14 protein-coding genes and 1 other RNA gene are annotated in these 15,802 nt (G+C 67.3%); 10 read left to right on the top strand and 5 right to left on the bottom strand.

The window, feature by feature from the left end; genetic code table 11:
* Nucleotides 1-29: 29 nt before the first annotated feature.
* The 3 genes from GWK50_RS10835 to ffs form a co-directional block, all read right to left on the bottom strand.
* Nucleotides 30-587, bottom strand: a complete 558-nt coding sequence (locus GWK50_RS10835; protein ID WP_162016520.1) for a DUF882 domain-containing protein — start codon at nt 585-587, stop codon at nt 30-32.
* Nucleotides 588-603: 16 nt separating this feature from the next.
* On the bottom strand, nt 604-2,169 hold the full coding sequence (locus tag GWK50_RS10830; RefSeq protein ID WP_197905002.1) for a L,D-transpeptidase family protein: 1,566 nt from the start codon (nt 2,167-2,169) through the stop codon (nt 604-606).
* 56 nt (nt 2,170-2,225) lie between these two features.
* Nucleotides 2,226-2,322, bottom strand: an RNA gene (ffs, locus tag GWK50_RS10825) — signal recognition particle sRNA small type.
* 224 nt (nt 2,323-2,546) lie between these two features.
* Between ffs and dnaX the strand changes: the two genes are divergently transcribed.
* The 6 genes from dnaX (at nt 2,547) to GWK50_RS10795 (ending at nt 7,778) form a co-directional block, all read left to right on the top strand.
* Nucleotides 2,547-4,547, top strand: a complete 2,001-nt coding sequence (dnaX, locus tag GWK50_RS10820; RefSeq protein ID WP_162016519.1) for a DNA polymerase III subunit gamma/tau — start codon at nt 2,547-2,549, stop codon at nt 4,545-4,547.
* A 40-nt stretch (nt 4,548-4,587) separates the two neighbouring features.
* Nucleotides 4,588-4,920, top strand: coding sequence for a YbaB/EbfC family nucleoid-associated protein (locus GWK50_RS10815; RefSeq protein ID WP_162016518.1), 333 nt, complete (start codon nt 4,588-4,590; stop codon nt 4,918-4,920).
* Between the two features lie 159 nt (nt 4,921-5,079).
* Nucleotides 5,080-5,670: a recombination mediator RecR gene (gene recR / locus GWK50_RS10810; RefSeq protein WP_162016517.1), complete on the top strand. Its 591-nt coding sequence runs from the start codon at nt 5,080-5,082 to the stop codon at nt 5,668-5,670.
* Between the two features lie 238 nt (nt 5,671-5,908).
* A complete protein-coding gene (locus GWK50_RS10805; RefSeq protein ID WP_162016516.1) occupies nt 5,909-6,331 on the top strand; it encodes an MAPEG family protein in 423 nt (140 codons plus the stop codon).
* A gap of 175 nt (nt 6,332-6,506) precedes the next feature.
* Entirely contained in the window at nt 6,507-7,553 is a 1,047-nt protein-coding gene (locus GWK50_RS10800; RefSeq protein WP_162016515.1) for an ABC transporter substrate-binding protein, read from the top strand.
* 72 nt (nt 7,554-7,625) lie between these two features.
* Nucleotides 7,626-7,778: a DUF3096 domain-containing protein gene (locus GWK50_RS10795; RefSeq protein ID WP_162016514.1), complete on the top strand. Its 153-nt coding sequence runs from the start codon at nt 7,626-7,628 to the stop codon at nt 7,776-7,778.
* A 24-nt stretch (nt 7,779-7,802) separates the two neighbouring features.
* On the opposite strand, the gene GWK50_RS10790 is transcribed toward GWK50_RS10795, so the two are convergent.
* Nucleotides 7,803-9,335: a transglycosylase SLT domain-containing protein gene (locus tag GWK50_RS10790; RefSeq protein WP_162018084.1), complete on the bottom strand. Its 1,533-nt coding sequence runs from the start codon at nt 9,333-9,335 to the stop codon at nt 7,803-7,805.
* On the bottom strand, nt 9,332-10,108 hold the full coding sequence (gene gloB, locus GWK50_RS10785; RefSeq protein WP_162016513.1) for a hydroxyacylglutathione hydrolase: 777 nt from the start codon (nt 10,106-10,108) through the stop codon (nt 9,332-9,334). Before gloB ends, GWK50_RS10790 begins: the two co-directional genes overlap by 4 nt.
* On the opposite strand from gloB, the gene GWK50_RS10780 reads away from it, so the two are divergent.
* From GWK50_RS10780 to GWK50_RS10765, 4 genes are all read left to right on the top strand, one after another.
* Nucleotides 10,107-10,898, top strand: a complete 792-nt coding sequence (locus tag GWK50_RS10780; RefSeq protein WP_162016512.1) for a methyltransferase domain-containing protein — start codon at nt 10,107-10,109, stop codon at nt 10,896-10,898. The genes gloB and GWK50_RS10780 overlap by 2 nt on opposite strands.
* The gene (rnhA, locus tag GWK50_RS10775) at nt 10,899-11,345 is read left to right on the top strand and encodes a ribonuclease HI (protein ID WP_162016511.1); all 447 of its coding nucleotides are present in this window, start codon (nt 10,899-10,901) and stop codon (nt 11,343-11,345) included.
* 172 nt (nt 11,346-11,517) lie between these two features.
* The gene (locus tag GWK50_RS10770; protein WP_162016510.1) at nt 11,518-12,681 is read left to right on the top strand and encodes an efflux RND transporter periplasmic adaptor subunit; all 1,164 of its coding nucleotides are present in this window, start codon (nt 11,518-11,520) and stop codon (nt 12,679-12,681) included.
* A gap of 21 nt (nt 12,682-12,702) precedes the next feature.
* Nucleotides 12,703-15,798, top strand: coding sequence for an efflux RND transporter permease subunit (locus tag GWK50_RS10765; protein ID WP_162016509.1), 3,096 nt, complete (start codon nt 12,703-12,705; stop codon nt 15,796-15,798).
* The last annotated feature ends 4 nt before the right edge of the window (nt 15,799-15,802 follow it).

Here is a 15,802-nt window from a genome sequence, read left to right as displayed (position 1 = left end):
TGTGGCGCTGTGGCGCTGTGCGGGCCGGGTTACCAGTGGCGCACGCGGCCGGTGTCGATGTGCACGAACTGCTCGCGCGGATAAAAGCCCACGCCGCCGCCGCGCAGTGAGCGCGCGGCATCGCGCAGATCGGCCAGCGGCACGCCGGGCAAGCGCACGTCGATGGCCTTGCCGTCCATGTGCAGGCTGTGCTTGGCCACGCCGCCCTCGCGGGTGCTGCGCAGCGTGGCATTGGTGCCGGGGCTGCGGTAGCCGGAAATCACCTCGAAGGGCTGTTGTGTCCCCAGCGCTTGCTGTACCCGGTGCAGCAGGTCGAAGAGCTGCGGGTCCATCGGGCCCACCTCGCCGCTGTAGTGGTCGCGCAGGAAGTGGTTGAGGCTGGCCAGCGCTGGCGTGAGAAAGGTGTCGCCCAGGGCGTACACCAGCGCAATCTGCTCGCGGGTGTGCGTATGGTCCAGCGCCAGATGGCGCGCACCGGGCAGGGCGGCCAGCGAAGGGGTGGCCAGCGGCAGGGCCGTGCCCGCCGCCAGCCACTGGGCGCAGTGGCCCAGAAAGCGGCGGCGTGGGGAGGGCTGCGGTGGGGTCATGGGGTCCAAGTATCGTTCAGCGGGCCTGGCGCCGTGCCTGGGCGTTGCGGCGCAGGGTCTGGTCGAGCAACTGGTCGTGGCCGTAGATGTCGGCAAAGAAATGGGGCCTGCCGTTCTTGACGATGGTAGTGCTGTAGGCCAGCACCACCGGTATGGGCTGGGGCAGGCGTATGGTGTGCGATTTCCCCTGGCCCATGGCCTCGCGGATGCGCTCGGGCGTCCAGGCCGGGTCGTCCTGCAGCACGAAGCGGGCCAGGGCCACGGGGTCTTCCACACGGATGCAGCCGTGGCTGAAGTCGCGCCGCTCGCGCGCAAAGAGCTGGGTGCTCGGCGTGTGGTGCAGGTAAATGTTGCTGTGGTTCGGGAACACGAACTTGATGTCTCCCAACGCATTGCGCGGACCGGGCCGCTGGCGCAGGCGCATCGTTCCCTGCATCACGGCGTTCAGATGGTCTTGCGAGAGGTCGGTGACGGCCTGGCCGCTGCCGTTGACGAACTCGAAACCCTGCTGCGTGAAGTAGGCGCTGTCACGGCGCAGGCGGGGTACGGTCTCTTCGCGGGCGATCGACGGGGGCACGTTCCAGTAGGGGCTGAACTCGATGAAGCGCATGGGCTCGTCGAACAGGGGGGTGTGGGTCTTCACGGACTTGCCGACGATCACGTTCATGGTCAGGGCCACGGAGACGGTGCCGTCGCGCACCTCATAGGCGCGCAGCACGAATTCCGGCACGTTGACCACGATCATGCGGGGCGCCAGTTGCAGCGGTGTCCAGCGCAGGTGTTCCATGGCCAGCGTGATCTGCCGCGCGCGCTGGGCGGGCGCCACCTCCATCTGGGCCAGCGTGCCCCGGCCCACCACGCCATCGGCCGCCAGCGCGTGGCGCTGCTGGAAAGCCTTGACGCCTTCTTGCAGCGCGGTGTCGTAGGTGGGTGTGGGCTGCGTGCCTTCCGGCAAGTCGCCCAGTGCCACGAGTCGTTGGGTGAGCTGCGGCAGGCCGGCCCAGGGCTGGCCGGGTTCGAGCTTGCGCTTGCCAGGAAGTGGCGGCAGGGGCGTGGCCCAGGCCGGATGGTCGGCCAACGTGCGGTAGTGCGCCAGCAGGGCGCGCAGGCTGGCATACAGTGGCACGCGAGGGGCCGCGGCGCGCAGGGCGTCGGCAAAGTGCGGGGCGGCCAGTGCCGCCTTCAAGTAGGCCGCGGGGTCGAAGTCCCGCGCTGGCAAGGCCGTGAACTCTGCACGGATCTGGCGCGGGTCGATGCGGCCGGTGTGCAGGTCGGCCAGATAGCGGTGCAGTGCGGCGGTCAGTGCCGCATCCAGTTGCTCGGCTTGAGGATCGGCGAGAGCCGGCCCCTGGGCAGCGCTGGCCACGGCCAGGGCCAGTGTCTCGGCGTCGTAATCCTCGGGTACCAGGCCCTCGGCGCCGGCATCGGCCAGCACTTCGGTGGCCTGCCGTGCGGCGAGGGTGGGGCGCCCACCGTCAAGGAAGACGCCGGCGCACGCGGCCTGGCCCAGGCAGGCCAGCCACAAGGCCACCAGACCGCGTGAAAGAAGGGAAGAGGGAATACGGGTGGGAGAAGAACGCATCGTGCAAAGTCGCGTTCACCAGAAGGCGCCGCCGCCTGGGCAACGCACACAAAAAAGGTGACGAGCCTTACCCCCGGCACTGGCTCCACAGTTAGGGCTGCTTGGTTCCCCACCTGACCCGGTTGGCCGCTTCACCATGCGGGGAGGCCCGTCATCCAGCATTCTACCCCCTGAACGGCTGCGCCGTTTCCCCCTTCTCCCGAATTGCTGCGCAATTCGGGAAGGGGGACGATGCCAGCGCTGCGGGGCGGCCCTTGCGCGGCATCTCTCGCGTGGTGCGCGCCAGTGTTGCAAGTATGGTGGAGCGACAAAGTGCAGTAGAGGGTGGTGGACGCCATGCCAAAACCTTCCAGGCCATGGGCCGTAGAATCGCGCGGATGTCTTACCTCGTGCTCGCCCGCAAGTACCGCCCGCGCAACTTCACCGAAATGGTGGGGCAGCAGCATGTGGTGCAGGCGTTGACCAATGCGCTCACGCAGCAGCGGCTGCACCATGCCTATCTGTTCACGGGCACGCGCGGCGTGGGCAAGACCACGGTGTCGCGCATTCTGGCCAAGTCGCTCAATTGCCAGGGCGCTGACGGGCAGGGCGGCATCACCGCCACGCCTTGTGGCGTGTGCCCGGCCTGCACCGACATCGACAGTGGGCGCTTTCCCGACTACACCGAGCTGGACGCCGCCTCCAACCGCGGCGTGGACGAGGTGCAGGGCCTGCTGGAGCAGGCCGTGTACAAGCCGGTGCAGGGGCGCTTCAAGGTCTTCATGATCGACGAAGTGCACATGCTCACCAACACGGCCTTCAACGCCATGCTCAAGACGCTGGAGGAGCCGCCCGAGTACCTCAAGTTCGTGCTCGCCACGACCGACCCGCAGAAGGTGCCGGTCACCGTGCTCAGCCGCTGCCTGCAGTTCAACCTGCGGCCCATGGCGCCCGAGACGGTGCTGGAGCACCTGGCCCAGGTGCTGGCCACCGAGCAGGTGCAGGCCGAGCCCCAGGCGCTGCGCCTGCTCGCGCGTGCCGCGCGTGGCTCCATGCGCGACGCGCTGTCGCTCACCGACCAGGCCATTGCCTTTGGCGGTGGCAGCCTTGAAGAAGCCACCGTGCGCCAGATGCTGGGCAGCGTGGACCGCAGCCATGTGCTGCGCCTGATCGAAGCGCTGGCCCAGGCCGATGGCCGCAGCGTGGTGCATACCGTCGAAACCCTGCGGCAGAACGGTTTGTCTGCCGCCTCCACGCTGGAGGAAATGGTCACTGTGCTGCAGCGCATGGCCGTGCTGCAGGCCGTGCCAGGTCTGGACAGCGGCGACGCCAGCGACCCCGAGGCGGCCGAGGTGCAGCGCCTGGCGGCCCTGCTGCCCGCCGATGAGACGCAACTGCTCTACAGCATCTGCCTGCACGGCCGCGCCGAACTGGGCCTTGCGCCCGACGAATACGCTGCGCTCACCATGGTGCTGCTGCGCCTGCTGCCCTTCAAAGCCCCAGGGGGCGCGGCAGAAAAAAAAACACTGAAACCTGCTGAGAATGGCGCCACAGCGGCTAGCGCCAGCGCAGCGGCGGCTTTGCAGAATTTTGAGAGCAAAACGGTCAAAGCGCCCGAATTCATTGCGCAATCAGCTATCAAAAATATAGCAAACGACCTGCCTGAGCAGCCCGGCGCAGAATCTGTCGCCCCGGTGCCGCCCGCAGTGCCCACCCGCGAGGCGCGGGCCACTGAGACACCTTCCGCACCGCAGGCCGTCCCTGCCCAGCCGATCCCGTCGCAGGCAGAGGCTATGGTGTCCGCGCCCCTGCGCAGCCTGCCTGTGCGCCACCCCGAGGCCCTGGCCCCTGCGCCGCAAGCGCAGCCCGCAGCACCTGAGCCTGCCCCGCAGGTGACGCAGGGCGCGCCGCGTGTCGCCCCCATCCCCGTGCGTGAGCCGCGCCAGGACAGCACCCGCCTGCAGCCCCGGCCCGCTGAGCCCGGGGGCGCGCCCGCTGCCCGGCGCCTGGTGCCCACCGAGGAGGGCGAGGTCTGGTATGCCGCCGTACAGCAGCTGGTGGCCAGCGATGCCATTGCTGCGCTGGTGCGTGAGCTGGCCTTGCAGTCCCAGCTGGTGGCGCGCGACGGCGGGCACTGGCTGCTGCGCGTGGAGCGCGAATCGCTCAACCAAAGCGGCACGCGCGAACGCCTGCGCGCCGCGCTGGAGGCTGCAGGGCTGGCGCAAGACATCAGCGTGGAGCTGGGGCCTGTGTCCGACAGCCCCGCGCTGCGCAACACTGCGCGGCAGAACGCCCGCCAGGAGCGCGCGCTGGAAGTGGTGCAGAACGACCCCTTCGTGCAGACCCTGGTGCGCGAGTTCGATGCGCGCATCGTTCCGGGCAGCGTGCTGCCGCTCTGAACCTCTCTCTTTTCCTACCCATTCAACGAAAGGTTTTTCCATGTTCAACAAAGGACAACTCGCTGGACTCATGAAGCAGGCCCAGGCCATGCAGGACAACCTCAAGAAGGCCCAGGACGAACTGGCCAACGTCGAGGTGGAAGGCGAGTCCGGTGCGGGCCTCGTGAAGGTCGTGATGACCTGCAAGCACGACGTCAAGCGCGTCACCATCGACCCCAGCCTGCTGCAGGACGACAAGGACATGCTCGAAGATCTGGTGGCCGCCGCTTTCAACGCTGCGGTGCGAAAGGCCGAGGAAACCTCGGCCGAGAAGATGGGCAAGATCACCGCAGGGATGCCAGGCCTCCCCGGCGGCATGAAATTCCCTTTCTGATGCTGGCTACTGCGCGGGCGGTCCGCGTCGTTGGGCGGTGCTCGCAATCCTCACGACCCGCAAGGTCGCTCCGGTTGCTGTGCTCCGTCCGCCTAGCGGCCCATCCCGCTCGCTACGCCCTTGAGGGCGGGGTATGAAACGCAGATATCTGCAACCACCATGTCCAACACCCATTCGCTTGACGCACTGATCCAGGCCCTGCGGCGGTTGCCGGGGGTGGGGGCCAAGTCGGCGGCGCGCATGGCGTTTCATCTGCTGCAGCATGACCGCGCGGGCGCGCGCCAGTTGGCGCAGGCGCTGGAGCATGCCGTGGACCAAGTGCGCCATTGCGAGCGCTGCCACACCTTTACCGAGGCGCCCGTGTGCGCCACCTGCCTGGATGCACGGCGCGACGCCACGCGGCTGTGCGTGGTCGAGACGCCGGCCGACCAGTCCGCCATGGAGCGCACCGGCGCATTCCATGGCCTGTATTTCGTGCTCATGGGCCGGCTGTCGCCGCTGGACGGCGTGGGCCCGCGCGACATTGGCGTGCAGGCCCTGCTGGAACGCGCCAGCGACGGTGTGGTGCAGGAGGTCATCCTGGCCACCGGCTTCACTGCCGAAGGCGAGGCCACGGCCCACGTCGTGGGCGAGGCCTTGCGCGCACGCGGGCTACGCGTCACGCGCCTGTCGCGCGGCGTGCCCGTGGGCAGCGAGCTGGAATATGTGGACCTGGGCACCATTGCGCATGCGTTGGCGGATAGGCGGTGAGGGGGGCACCCCCCTGCGCTTCGCGCCTTCCCCCTTCTCTGGCATCGCTGCGCGATTCGAGAGGGGGACGCTCCCGGCGCCCGCACGTGGGAATGCTGGCGGCCCTTGCGCGGGAGCCCTGGTTTGGAGAGTGCCAGTTTTGGCGACTGCGGGACCGGTAAAGTCAGCCTGATGATTTTCGCTATTAATTTTGTAGCTGTTTGCGTTGATAAATAGGGCGCTGGAGGCCATTTTTGCTATGAACAATACCCATTGGATGCCGTTCACCGTGGCCTACTGGTGCGTTTTTGTGGCGGTGCTGCTGCCGCTGGCGTGCTCGCTTATTGCCAAGCGCGCCGGCTTTGGCAAGAAGCGCTCGCAAGGCGGGTACGACAACCATGAGCCGCGTGCCTGGCTGGCGCGGCAAAACGGGGCATCGGCACGCGCCAATGCGGCGCAGGCCAACAGCTTCGAGGCGCTGCCGTTCTTCATGGGGGCGGTCATCATCGCCCACCAACTCGGTGCCGGTCAGACGGCGCTGGACCTGCTGGCCCTGCTGTGGGTGCTGCTGCGCATGTTCTACATCCTGATGTATGTGGCCGACATGCCCCTGGCCCGCAGCATGGTGTGGGGCGGGGCGTTTGCGGTCAACATCGCGATTTTCTTTCTCGGCTATCGCTGACTTCCTGTCGTCTCGTCGTTTTGGGCCAGCGCGGCGCCAAGCCAGCGTCGGTCTCGGCCCTTGAGGGTGGCTCAGCCTGAGTACGTATATTCCCTCACGGGACATCCCTGATGCGCGGTTCAGCCGTGCCGGTGAAAATTGCTGCGTCGCAACAATTTTCTGTGGTTCCATCGCCATGCATGGCCTGCCGTCTCGCCGCCGCGCCCTGGGCGCGCTCTGTGCCCTGTCCCTTGTGGGGATGGGCCCGGTCTTGCGCGCGCAGGCTGCCGGACTGGGGCGTATCACGGTGGCGGTGGGCGCGCGCAGCGCCCAGCCTTTGCGGCAGTTGCCCTTGAGTGTGGCGGAGCAACTGGATTTTTTCCGCCTGGAGGGCCTGGAGGTCACCACGCTGGACTACGCCAGTGACATGCTGGCCCTGCAGGCACTGAAACAGGGGGTGGCCGATGTGGCGGCGGTGGGCTTTGAGCATGCCTTGCCCACGGCCGCGGTTCCGCAAGGTCTGCGTTCCTTGGTATTGCAGACGCGCGTGCCGCAAATGGCCTTGGCGGTTTCCTCCAAGGCAGCGCCGACCCATCGCAGCGTGGCGGATCTGAGGCATGCCCGTGTGGGCATTGCCGACTTTGGCTCGCTGGGCCATGCCATGGCGGTGTTGGCGCTGAACCAGGCCGGGGTGGAGGGGACCGAGGTCGCCTTCGTGGCGGTGGGCGAGGGCGAACGCGCCCAGGAGGCGCTGCGCACGGGCCAGGTGCAGGCGCTGTGCCATTCCGACGCGGTGCTGGCGCTGCTGGAGCACCAGGGCGAGGTGCGCATCGTGGCCGATGCGCGCGGTCTGCTGGGCTCGCAGGCCGTGTTTGGCGGCACCCTGCCAGGAACCTGCCTGCTGGCGCCTGCCGGTTTTGTGCAGGGGCGGGGAGCGCAAGCGCAGGCGCTGGTCCATGGGCTGGTGCATGCACTCAAGTGGTTGCAGACCGCCGAACCCGCCGATGTGGTCAAGCATGTGCCGACCTCGGGCTTGTTGGCCGAACGCAGTCTTTTCCTGGCGGCACTGGCGCGTGCGCGCGATGCGATGTCTCCCGATGGGCTGATGCCTGAGGATGCACCGCGCACAGCGCTGCGCGCGCTGTCGGTCTTGAACCCGGCAATGGCTGTGCGCCAGAGCGATTTGGCGCGCAGCTACACGCAGGAGTTTGCGCGCAAGGCCAAACAGAAGTACAGCGCCTGAGGGCGTGCCCCGCACCTCGCGCGGTGACCTGATCCTGGCGTATGCTTGCGGCCTTTTGCACCGCTTGCAGCCATGACCATTCACCTCAGTCTCGGCCCGTTGATCGCCCTGGTGGCGGGCATTCTCGTTCTCGTGTTTCCGCGCTTGCTCAGCACCATTGTGGCGCTGTACCTCATTCTTGTCGGTGTGCTGGGTCTGCTTGGGCTGCACCAATGGCGCTGGTAGGCGTCAGCGCACATTTTGGGGCGTTCAGCGCCGTTTTTTCCTGGACGGTTTGCTTTCGCGCGTGACGCGCGCGGAGCTCTTGCCAGCCGAGCGCTTGCCGGCACTGGCTTGGGTGTCGCGGCTGGCTTGCATGCGGACAGGCAGCATCAATACGACTTCCTGTCCGGCCTTGAAGGCGGCGCTGGTCTTGACGTCGTTCCAATCCGCCAGGCTGGCCGCGCTCACGCGGTGGCGCTTGGCCAGGCTGCTCACGGTGTCGCCCTTGCGGGCACGCACCACGCTGCGCCGGGTGACCACGTCGGGTGCGAGTGACAGTTTTCCGTTGTCGGCCACATGCTCGGCTACGTCGGTGCGCGTCGTGGCCGAGCGTGGCACGATCAGTGCCGACCCCGCCTTGACGCGCATGCGCGGGGGGATACGGTTGATGTTGCGCAGCTCGGTTTCGTCCATGCCCACGCGGCGGGCCACTTCGGCGGTGCTCATGGTGGAGGGCAGCGTCCAGACCGTCCAGCTTGCGTATTGGCCGTCCTTGTAGGCGGCCAGGTTGCGCTCGAATACCTTGGCGTTGTCCCAGGGCAGCAGAATCTGGGGCGTGCCTGCGGCCAGGATCACGGGCTTGTCCAGGGAAGGGTTGAGTGCCTTGAAGTCGGATAGCTCCACGTCGGCCAGCCGGGCCGCCAGTGCCACGTCGATGTCGCGCGTGATGTCCACCGTCTGGAAGTAGGGGTGGTTTTCGATCAGTGGCAACTCGGTGCGGAAGGCTTCGGGGTTGGCCACAATGTTCTTCACCGCCTGCAGCTTGGGCACATACAGGCGTGTTTCGGTGGGCATGGTCAGGTCGGTGTAGCTGGTGCCCAGCCCTGCCTTTTGGTTGCGCGCGATGGCGCGGCCGACGCTGCCTTCTCCCCAGTTGTAGGCGGCCAGGGCCAGGTGCCAGTCGCCAAACATTCCGTAGAGCTTTTGCAGGTAGTCCAGCGCTGCACGGGTGGATGCGAGCACGTCGCGCCGGTCGTCACGGAACGCGTTCTGCTTGAGGTCGAAGTAGTTGCCGGTGGCGGGCATGAACTGCCACATGCCGGCCGCCCGGGCCGAGGACACGGCCTGTGGGTTGAAGGCGCTTTCGATGTAGGGCAGCAGCGCCAGCTCGGTGGGCATGTTGCGGCGTTCCAGTTCCTCGACGATGTGGAACAGGTACTTGCGCGAGCGCTCGGTCATGCGCTGCATGTAGTCGGGTCGATTGGCATACCACTGCTCGCGGTCCTGTACCAGCGGATGCTGCAGGTCGGGCATGGCAAAGCCGCGCCGGATGCGGTCCCACAGGTCCGAGGGAGTGAACAGCGGCATCACCTCCAGGCGCGATGCCCGCGCCGGCGCGATGGGCAGCAACGGCCCCGCGGGGTACTGCGGTGTGTGTGTTGCTTCGGATGCAGGGGCGGTGGTCGTGGCGGTGGTGCTGTCGCTGCCGGGGGTGCTGGCTGCACCGGGGGTGCCCACCTGGGTGGCGCAGCCCGAGAGCCAGAGCAGGCCCGCCAGGCAGGCAATGTGGAAGAGCTTCATCGAAATCCGTTTTTCCATTCGCGCAGCGCGGCCAGTACGGCCGCTGCATCGCGGGTGTCGGTAGAGGGGGCAAAACCTGCCGCAGCCGCTGCCACGGTGGGCACGCGGGTGCGCAGGAAAGGGTTGATCGCCCTTTCGAGAGTCATGCGCGAGGGCAGCGTGGGCAGGCCCTGTGCTCGCAGGGTCTCGCACTGGGCGCTGTAGTGGAGCAGTTCGCCATTGCCGGGTTCCACGGCGCGGGCGAATTTCAGGTTAGCAAGTGTGTATTCGTGGGCGCAGCATACCCGCGTGTCGTCAGGCAGGGCGGCAAGCTGGTCCAGAGAGGCCTGCATTTGCGCGGCGGTGCCTTCGAACAGGCGACCGCAACCGCCCGAGAAGAGAGTGTCGCCGCAAAACAGCAGTGGCCCGCCCTCGGCCTGGGCGCAGAAGTAGGCAATGTGCCCAGCGGTGTGGCCAGGCACGTCGAGCACCGTGAAGGAATATCCCAGCGCCTGCACCGTCTGGCCTTGGGCCAGGGGCACGAACGGGGCCGGAATGGCCTCGCGTGCGGGGCCGTACACGGTGGCGCCCGTGGCCTGACGCAGGGTTTCCACGCCACCGACATGATCGCCATGGTGGTGCGTGACTAGAATGGCCTGCAAGCGCAATCCGCGTTCTTGCAGCGCCTGCAGCACGGGCTCGGCCTGGCCGGGATCCACGACCACGGCCTCGTGCGCGTCGTGCAGCAGCCAGAGGTAATTGTCAGCAAAGGCGGGCAACGCAAGCAGGTTCATGAGCGATCAAATTATAGGTATGCACCGTTGGTTCGAATCTCCGCCTGGGCGCTACTTGCTGGCCTGGGAGCAGGCGCGCATCGACGAGGCTGTGGCCGACATGTTCGGCTACCACAGCCTGCAGGTGGGCATGCCCCTGCTGGACGGCCTGCGCGCCAACCGCATGCCCCACCGCTGGCGTGCGCTGGATGCATGGCCCGAGCCCGGCAGCGATGAGAGCCCGGCGCCCGATTTGCTGGCGCACGCTGCGGCACTGCCCTTTCCCGACAACAGCCTGGACCTGGTATTGCTGCCGCATGCGCTGGAACTGAGCCAGGACCCGCACACCGCGCTGCGCGAGGTGGCGCGCGTGCTGGTGCCCGAAGGCCGGGTGGTCATCACCGGGCTCAACCCGGTCAGCCTGTGGGGGTTGCGCCAGCAGCGCCAGCACCTTTATCGGCGCCTGACGGGCGGGCGGGGGCGCTTGTTCCTGCCCGATGTGGGCGAATTCATTGGCCCCTGGCGCCTGCGCGACTGGCTGCGGCTGCTGAACTTCGAGCTGGACGCCGTGCAGTACGGTTGCTACCGCCCTGCCGTGCGCACCGAGCCCTGGCTGCAGCGCACGGCCTGGATGGACGATGTGGGTGATCGACTTTGGCCGATACTCGGGGCCGCTTATTTCATGGTGGGCATCAAGCGCGTGCATGGCATGCGCCTGCTGGAACCCTCCTGGCGCAGTGCGCGCCCGCGTGCCGCAGCTGCCGTGCCGCTGGTGCGCCGCAGCGGCAAACACCACAAGACAGGACATTGAGTGAACCAGGTACAGATTTACACCGACGGCGCCTGCAAAGGCAACCCCGGCCCCGGTGGCTGGGGCGTGCTGCTGCGCTCGGGTGCGGTGGAGAAAGAGCTTTTTGGCGGCGAGTTGGGCACCACCAACAACCGCATGGAACTGATGGCGGTGATCGAGGCGCTCTCGGCGCTCAAGCGTCCTTGCGATGTGCAGCTCTACCTCGACAGCGAGTACGTGCGCAAAGGCATCACCGAGTGGATCCACGGCTGGAAGGCCAAGGGCTGGCGCACCGCATCGCGCCAGCCGGTGAAGAACGTCGAGCTGTGGCAGCGACTGGATGCCCTGGTGCAGGGCAGCGGCCACCGCATTGACTGGCGCTGGGTCAAGGGCCATTCGGGCGATCCTGGCAACGAGCGCGCCGATGCGCTAGCCAACCGGGGCGTGGAGCAGGCGTTGGGGCGCTGAGCCGGTGCGAACAGTGCGCTTGCAGCTCGAGCTGTGGGCCCTTGTGTAAAGCCTGGGTAAATTCCGCGGCCTTGCCTGGGGGTGAGGTGGCCGGGCAGCAGTTGCTGCGGCGCAGCACTGGTACATTGCTCGGGCGCTTCCCATTGCGAGCCAGCTTCCCCAGAACAACTCCATGGCCTTCTCCAGAACCACAACCCTTGTACTCGCTGCCTGCGGCTTGACCGCTGCCTTGGGGGCCGCATGGTGGCTGCAAAAACCTGCAACACCCGCCAAGTTGGGCGCACCCACCCGCAGTGCCGGCGCTTCGGGGCCGGCGCAACCCGTGGCGGTGGAAGTGTCCACCGTGCGCAGCATGGCCCTGGGCGACGAGGCCCAGGCCGTGGGCAGCCTGCGTTCTCGCCGCAGCGTGGTGCTGCGGCCCGAGGTCAGCGCGCGGGTGACGCACATCCACTTCAGCGACGGTGCGCGTGTGCGCAAGGGGCAGGTGCTGGTGCAGTTTGACGACCAGTTGCCCCAGGCCCAGGTGCAGCAGGCGCAGGCCGAGCTGTCCATTGCCCAGGCCAACCACCAGCGCAACCGCGAGCTGGTGGCGCAGGGCTTTGTGAGCCAACGCTCGCTCGATGAAAGCGCTGCCAGCCTGCAGGTGGCACAGGCCAAGCTCGCGTTGGCACAGGCCCAGGTGGCGCGCCTGCGCATCGTGGCGCCATTCGATGGCATGGCGGGCATCCGCAATGTGCATGTGGGCGACTACCTCAAGGACGGGGCCGACATCGTCAATATCGAAGACATCGACAGCATGGTGGTGGACTTTCGTCTGCCCGAGCGCTACCAGACGCAAGTGCGCACGGGCCAGGCCGTGAGGGTGGAGCTGGACGCGTTGCCCGACCGCAGTTTTGAGGCGCAGGTCTTGGCCATCGACCCGCAGATCGATGCCAATGGCCGCTCGGTGGCGGTGCGCGCCGGGCTGGACAACCGCCAGGGTGTTCTGCGCCCCGGCATGTTTGCGCGGGTGAGCGCCGTGTTGGGTGCCCCGGTGCAGGCACTGGTCGTCCCTGAGGAGGCCATCGTGCCCCAGGGCACCAGCCCTTATGTGTACCGGCTGGAGGCCGATGCCTCGGGCCAGGGCTGGGTGGCACGCCGCACCAGCGTGCAACTGGGTCAGCGCCGCGAGGGCATGGTCGAGGTGCTCCAGGGCCTGGCGCTGCAGGACCAGGTGGTGACTGCAGGCCAGCAACGGCTGCAGCGCGACGGAACGCCGGTGCGCTTGGCCGCGACGCAGCCCGAGGCACGTCCCGCAGCCCCGGCGGCCAGCGCTGCCCAGGCACCAGGCCGTTGACGGCGCCGGAGCACCTGCCCCATGCAGTTGGCTGAAATCTCCATTCGTCGCCCGGTGCTGGCCACCGTGCTGTCGCTGTTGGTGCTCTTGATTGGCGCCGTGAGCTTCAATCGTCTGTCGGTGCGCGAGTACCCGCGCATCGACGAGCCCGTGGTCACCGTGAGCGTTCGCTACGGCGGGGCCTCGGCCGAGGTGATGGAGGCGCAGGTCACCAAGCCGCTGGAAGACTCGATCGCTGGTATCGACGCGGTCGATGTCATCACCTCGCTCAGCCGTGCCGAGCAAAGCCAGATCAGCGTGCGCTTCCGGCTCGAAAAGGACGCCGACAACGCCGCCGCCGAGGTGCGCGACCGCACCTCCCGCGTGCGCAACCGTCTGCCCGATGGGGTGGATGAGCCCGTGATCGCCAAGGTCGAGGCCGACGCCGTGCCCGTGATGTGGCTGGCCTTCAGCAGCGACACGCTTTCACCGCTGCAGATCAACGACCTGCTGGTGCGCATCGTCAAGCCCCGGCTGCAGACCGTGAGCGGCGTGGCCGACGTTCCCATTTACGGCGAACGCCGCTACGCCATGCGCGTATGGCTGGACCCGCAGCGCATGGCAGGCTACCGGCTCACACCGCAGGACGTGGAGGACGCCATCCGCCGCAGCAACCTGGAGTTGCCTGCCGGGCGCATCGAGTCGATGGAGCGCGAGTTCAGCGTGACCGCGCAGACCAGCCTGGCGCAGCCGCAGGAGTTTGCCAACATCGTGGTGCGCAGCGTGAACGGCTTTGCCGTGCGCCTGGGCGATGTGGCGCGCGTGCAAGAGGGCCCGGCCAGCGACCGCAGCCGCGTGCGCCTGAACGGGCGCGAGGCCATCTCGGTGGGCGTGATCCGCCAGACCACGGCCAACCCGCTGGACATCTCCAAGGGCGTGCGCGACATGCTGCCCCAGCTCCAGGCGGACCTGCCGCCCGAGGTGACGGTGGAAATCGCCAACGACAACTCGCGCTTCATCGACCGCTCTGTCCAGAGCGTGTTCACCACCCTGGTGGAGGCGGTGGTGCTGGTGGCGCTGGTGATCTTTGTCTTCCTGCGCACGGTGCGCGCATCCATCATTCCCATCGTGACCATTCCGGTCAGCCTGATCGGCAGCTTTGCGCTCATGCACCTGGCCGGGTTCTCCATCAACACGCTCACGCTGCTGGCGCTGGTGCTGGCCATTGGGCTGGTGGTGGACGATGCCATCGTCATGCTGGAGAACATCTTCCGCCACATCGAGGAGGGCATGGAGCCCTTCAGCGCAGCCATTCGGGGCGCGCGTGAAATCGGCTTCGCCATTGTCGCCATGACGCTCACGCTGGTGGCGGTGTATGCGCCGCTGGCCTTCACGCCGGGGCGCACGGGGCGCCTGTTCATCGAGTTTGCGCTGGCACTGGCCGGGGCGGTGCTGGTGTCGGGCTTTGTCGCGCTCACGCTCTCGCCCATGATGTGCTCGCTGCTGCTGCGCCACAACCCAAAGCCCGGCTGGTTCGACCGCAGCATGGAGCGCTGGCTCACGGCCCTGTCCCATGGCTACGGCCGCCTGCTGCGCTGGGTGCTCACGGCCCGTGCTGGTGCGCTGCTGCAGGCGCGCTGGCTGGTGCTGGCGGTCATGCTGGCCTGTGCGGTGGCGATTGCGCTGATCTGGCCGACCATGCGCCAGGAGCTCTCGCCGCTGGAAGATCGGGGCACCGTCCTGGCGAGCTTCAGCGCGCCCGACGGCGCCACGCTGGAATACACCGACCGCTATGCGCGTGAACTGGAGAAAATCGGCCGCGACTACCCCGAGTTCGACCGCATCTACGCCAACGTGGGCAATCCCACCGTGTCGCAAGGCAGTGTGGTCTATCGCGCAGTGGACTGGGAGGAGCGCCAGCGCAGCACCCTGCAACTGGCGCGCGAGATGCAGGGCCGCATCAGCAGCCTGCCGGGGGTGAGCGCGTTTCCCGTCACGCCGCCGTCACTGGGGCAGGGTTTTCGCTCCCGGCCGCTCAACTTTGTGGTGCAGACCTCGGAGAGTTACGAGGATCTGCATGCTGCGGTCTCGCGCATCCTGGCCGAGGTGGCCAAGAACCCCGGCATCCTCTCGCCCGACGTGGACCTGCGCCTGAACAAGCCTGAACTGCGCATCAGCGTCAACCGGGAGCGTGCGGCCGATCTGGGCGTGAATGTGGACGTGGTGGCGCGTGCCATCGAGACCATGCTGGGGGGGCGCACCGTCACACGCTACAAGCGCGATGCCGAACAGTTCGACGTGATCGTGCAGACCGAGGGCGGCAGCCGCAGCACGCCGCAGGATATCGATGCCATCCATGTGCGTGGGCGCGGCGATGCCATGGTGCCGCTGTCCAGCCTGGTCAGCGTGCAGGAGAGCGTGAGCCCGCGCGAACTCAACCACTTTGGTCAGCGCCGTTCGGCCACCATTACCGCCAACCTGGCGCCCGACTATTCGCTGGGCGAGGCGCTGGCCTTCATGGACCGCACGGCCGCCCAGGTGCTCAAGCCGGGCTACACCACAGAGCTCAACGGCATCTCGCGTGAATTCCGCAGTTCGCAAGGGGCGCTGGGCGTGGTGTTTGTGCTGGCGCTGGTGTTCATCTACCTGGTGCTGGCGGCGCAGTTCGAGAGTTTCATCGACCCGCTGGTCATCTTGCTCTCGGTGCCCTTGTCCATGTTGGGGGCGCTGCTGGCGCTCAAATGGGGCGGGGGGTCGCTCAACGTGTATTCGCAGATCGGCCTGATCACGCTGGTGGGCTTGATCACCAAGCACGGCATCCTGATCGTCGAGTTTGCCAACCAGTTGCGTGCCCAGGGGCTGGAAATGGTCGATGCGCTGGTGCAGGCCTCCAGCCAGCGTCTGCGCCCCATCCTCATGACCACTGGCGCCATGGTGTTGGGCGCCATCCCCTTGGCTTTGGCCCATGGTGCAGGCGCGGAGAGCCGCATGCAGATCGGCTGGGTCATCGTGGGCGGCATGGGCCTGGGCACGTTACTCACCGTATTTGTGGTGCCCACCATGTATGCCTTGCTGGCACGGGGAGCCGTGCCAGGGCCGCGCAATGCACAGGTGCAGCCTGCGGGGATGCCACATTGATGCT

Origin of the sequence: Acidovorax sp. 210-6, assembly GCF_010020825.1 — a bacterium.
Classification (GTDB): Bacteria; Pseudomonadota; Gammaproteobacteria; order Burkholderiales; family Burkholderiaceae_C; genus Simplicispira; species Simplicispira sedimenti.
Note: the sequence above shows the minus strand (reverse complement) of the source record. Positions and strands in the feature narration are given on the sequence as shown.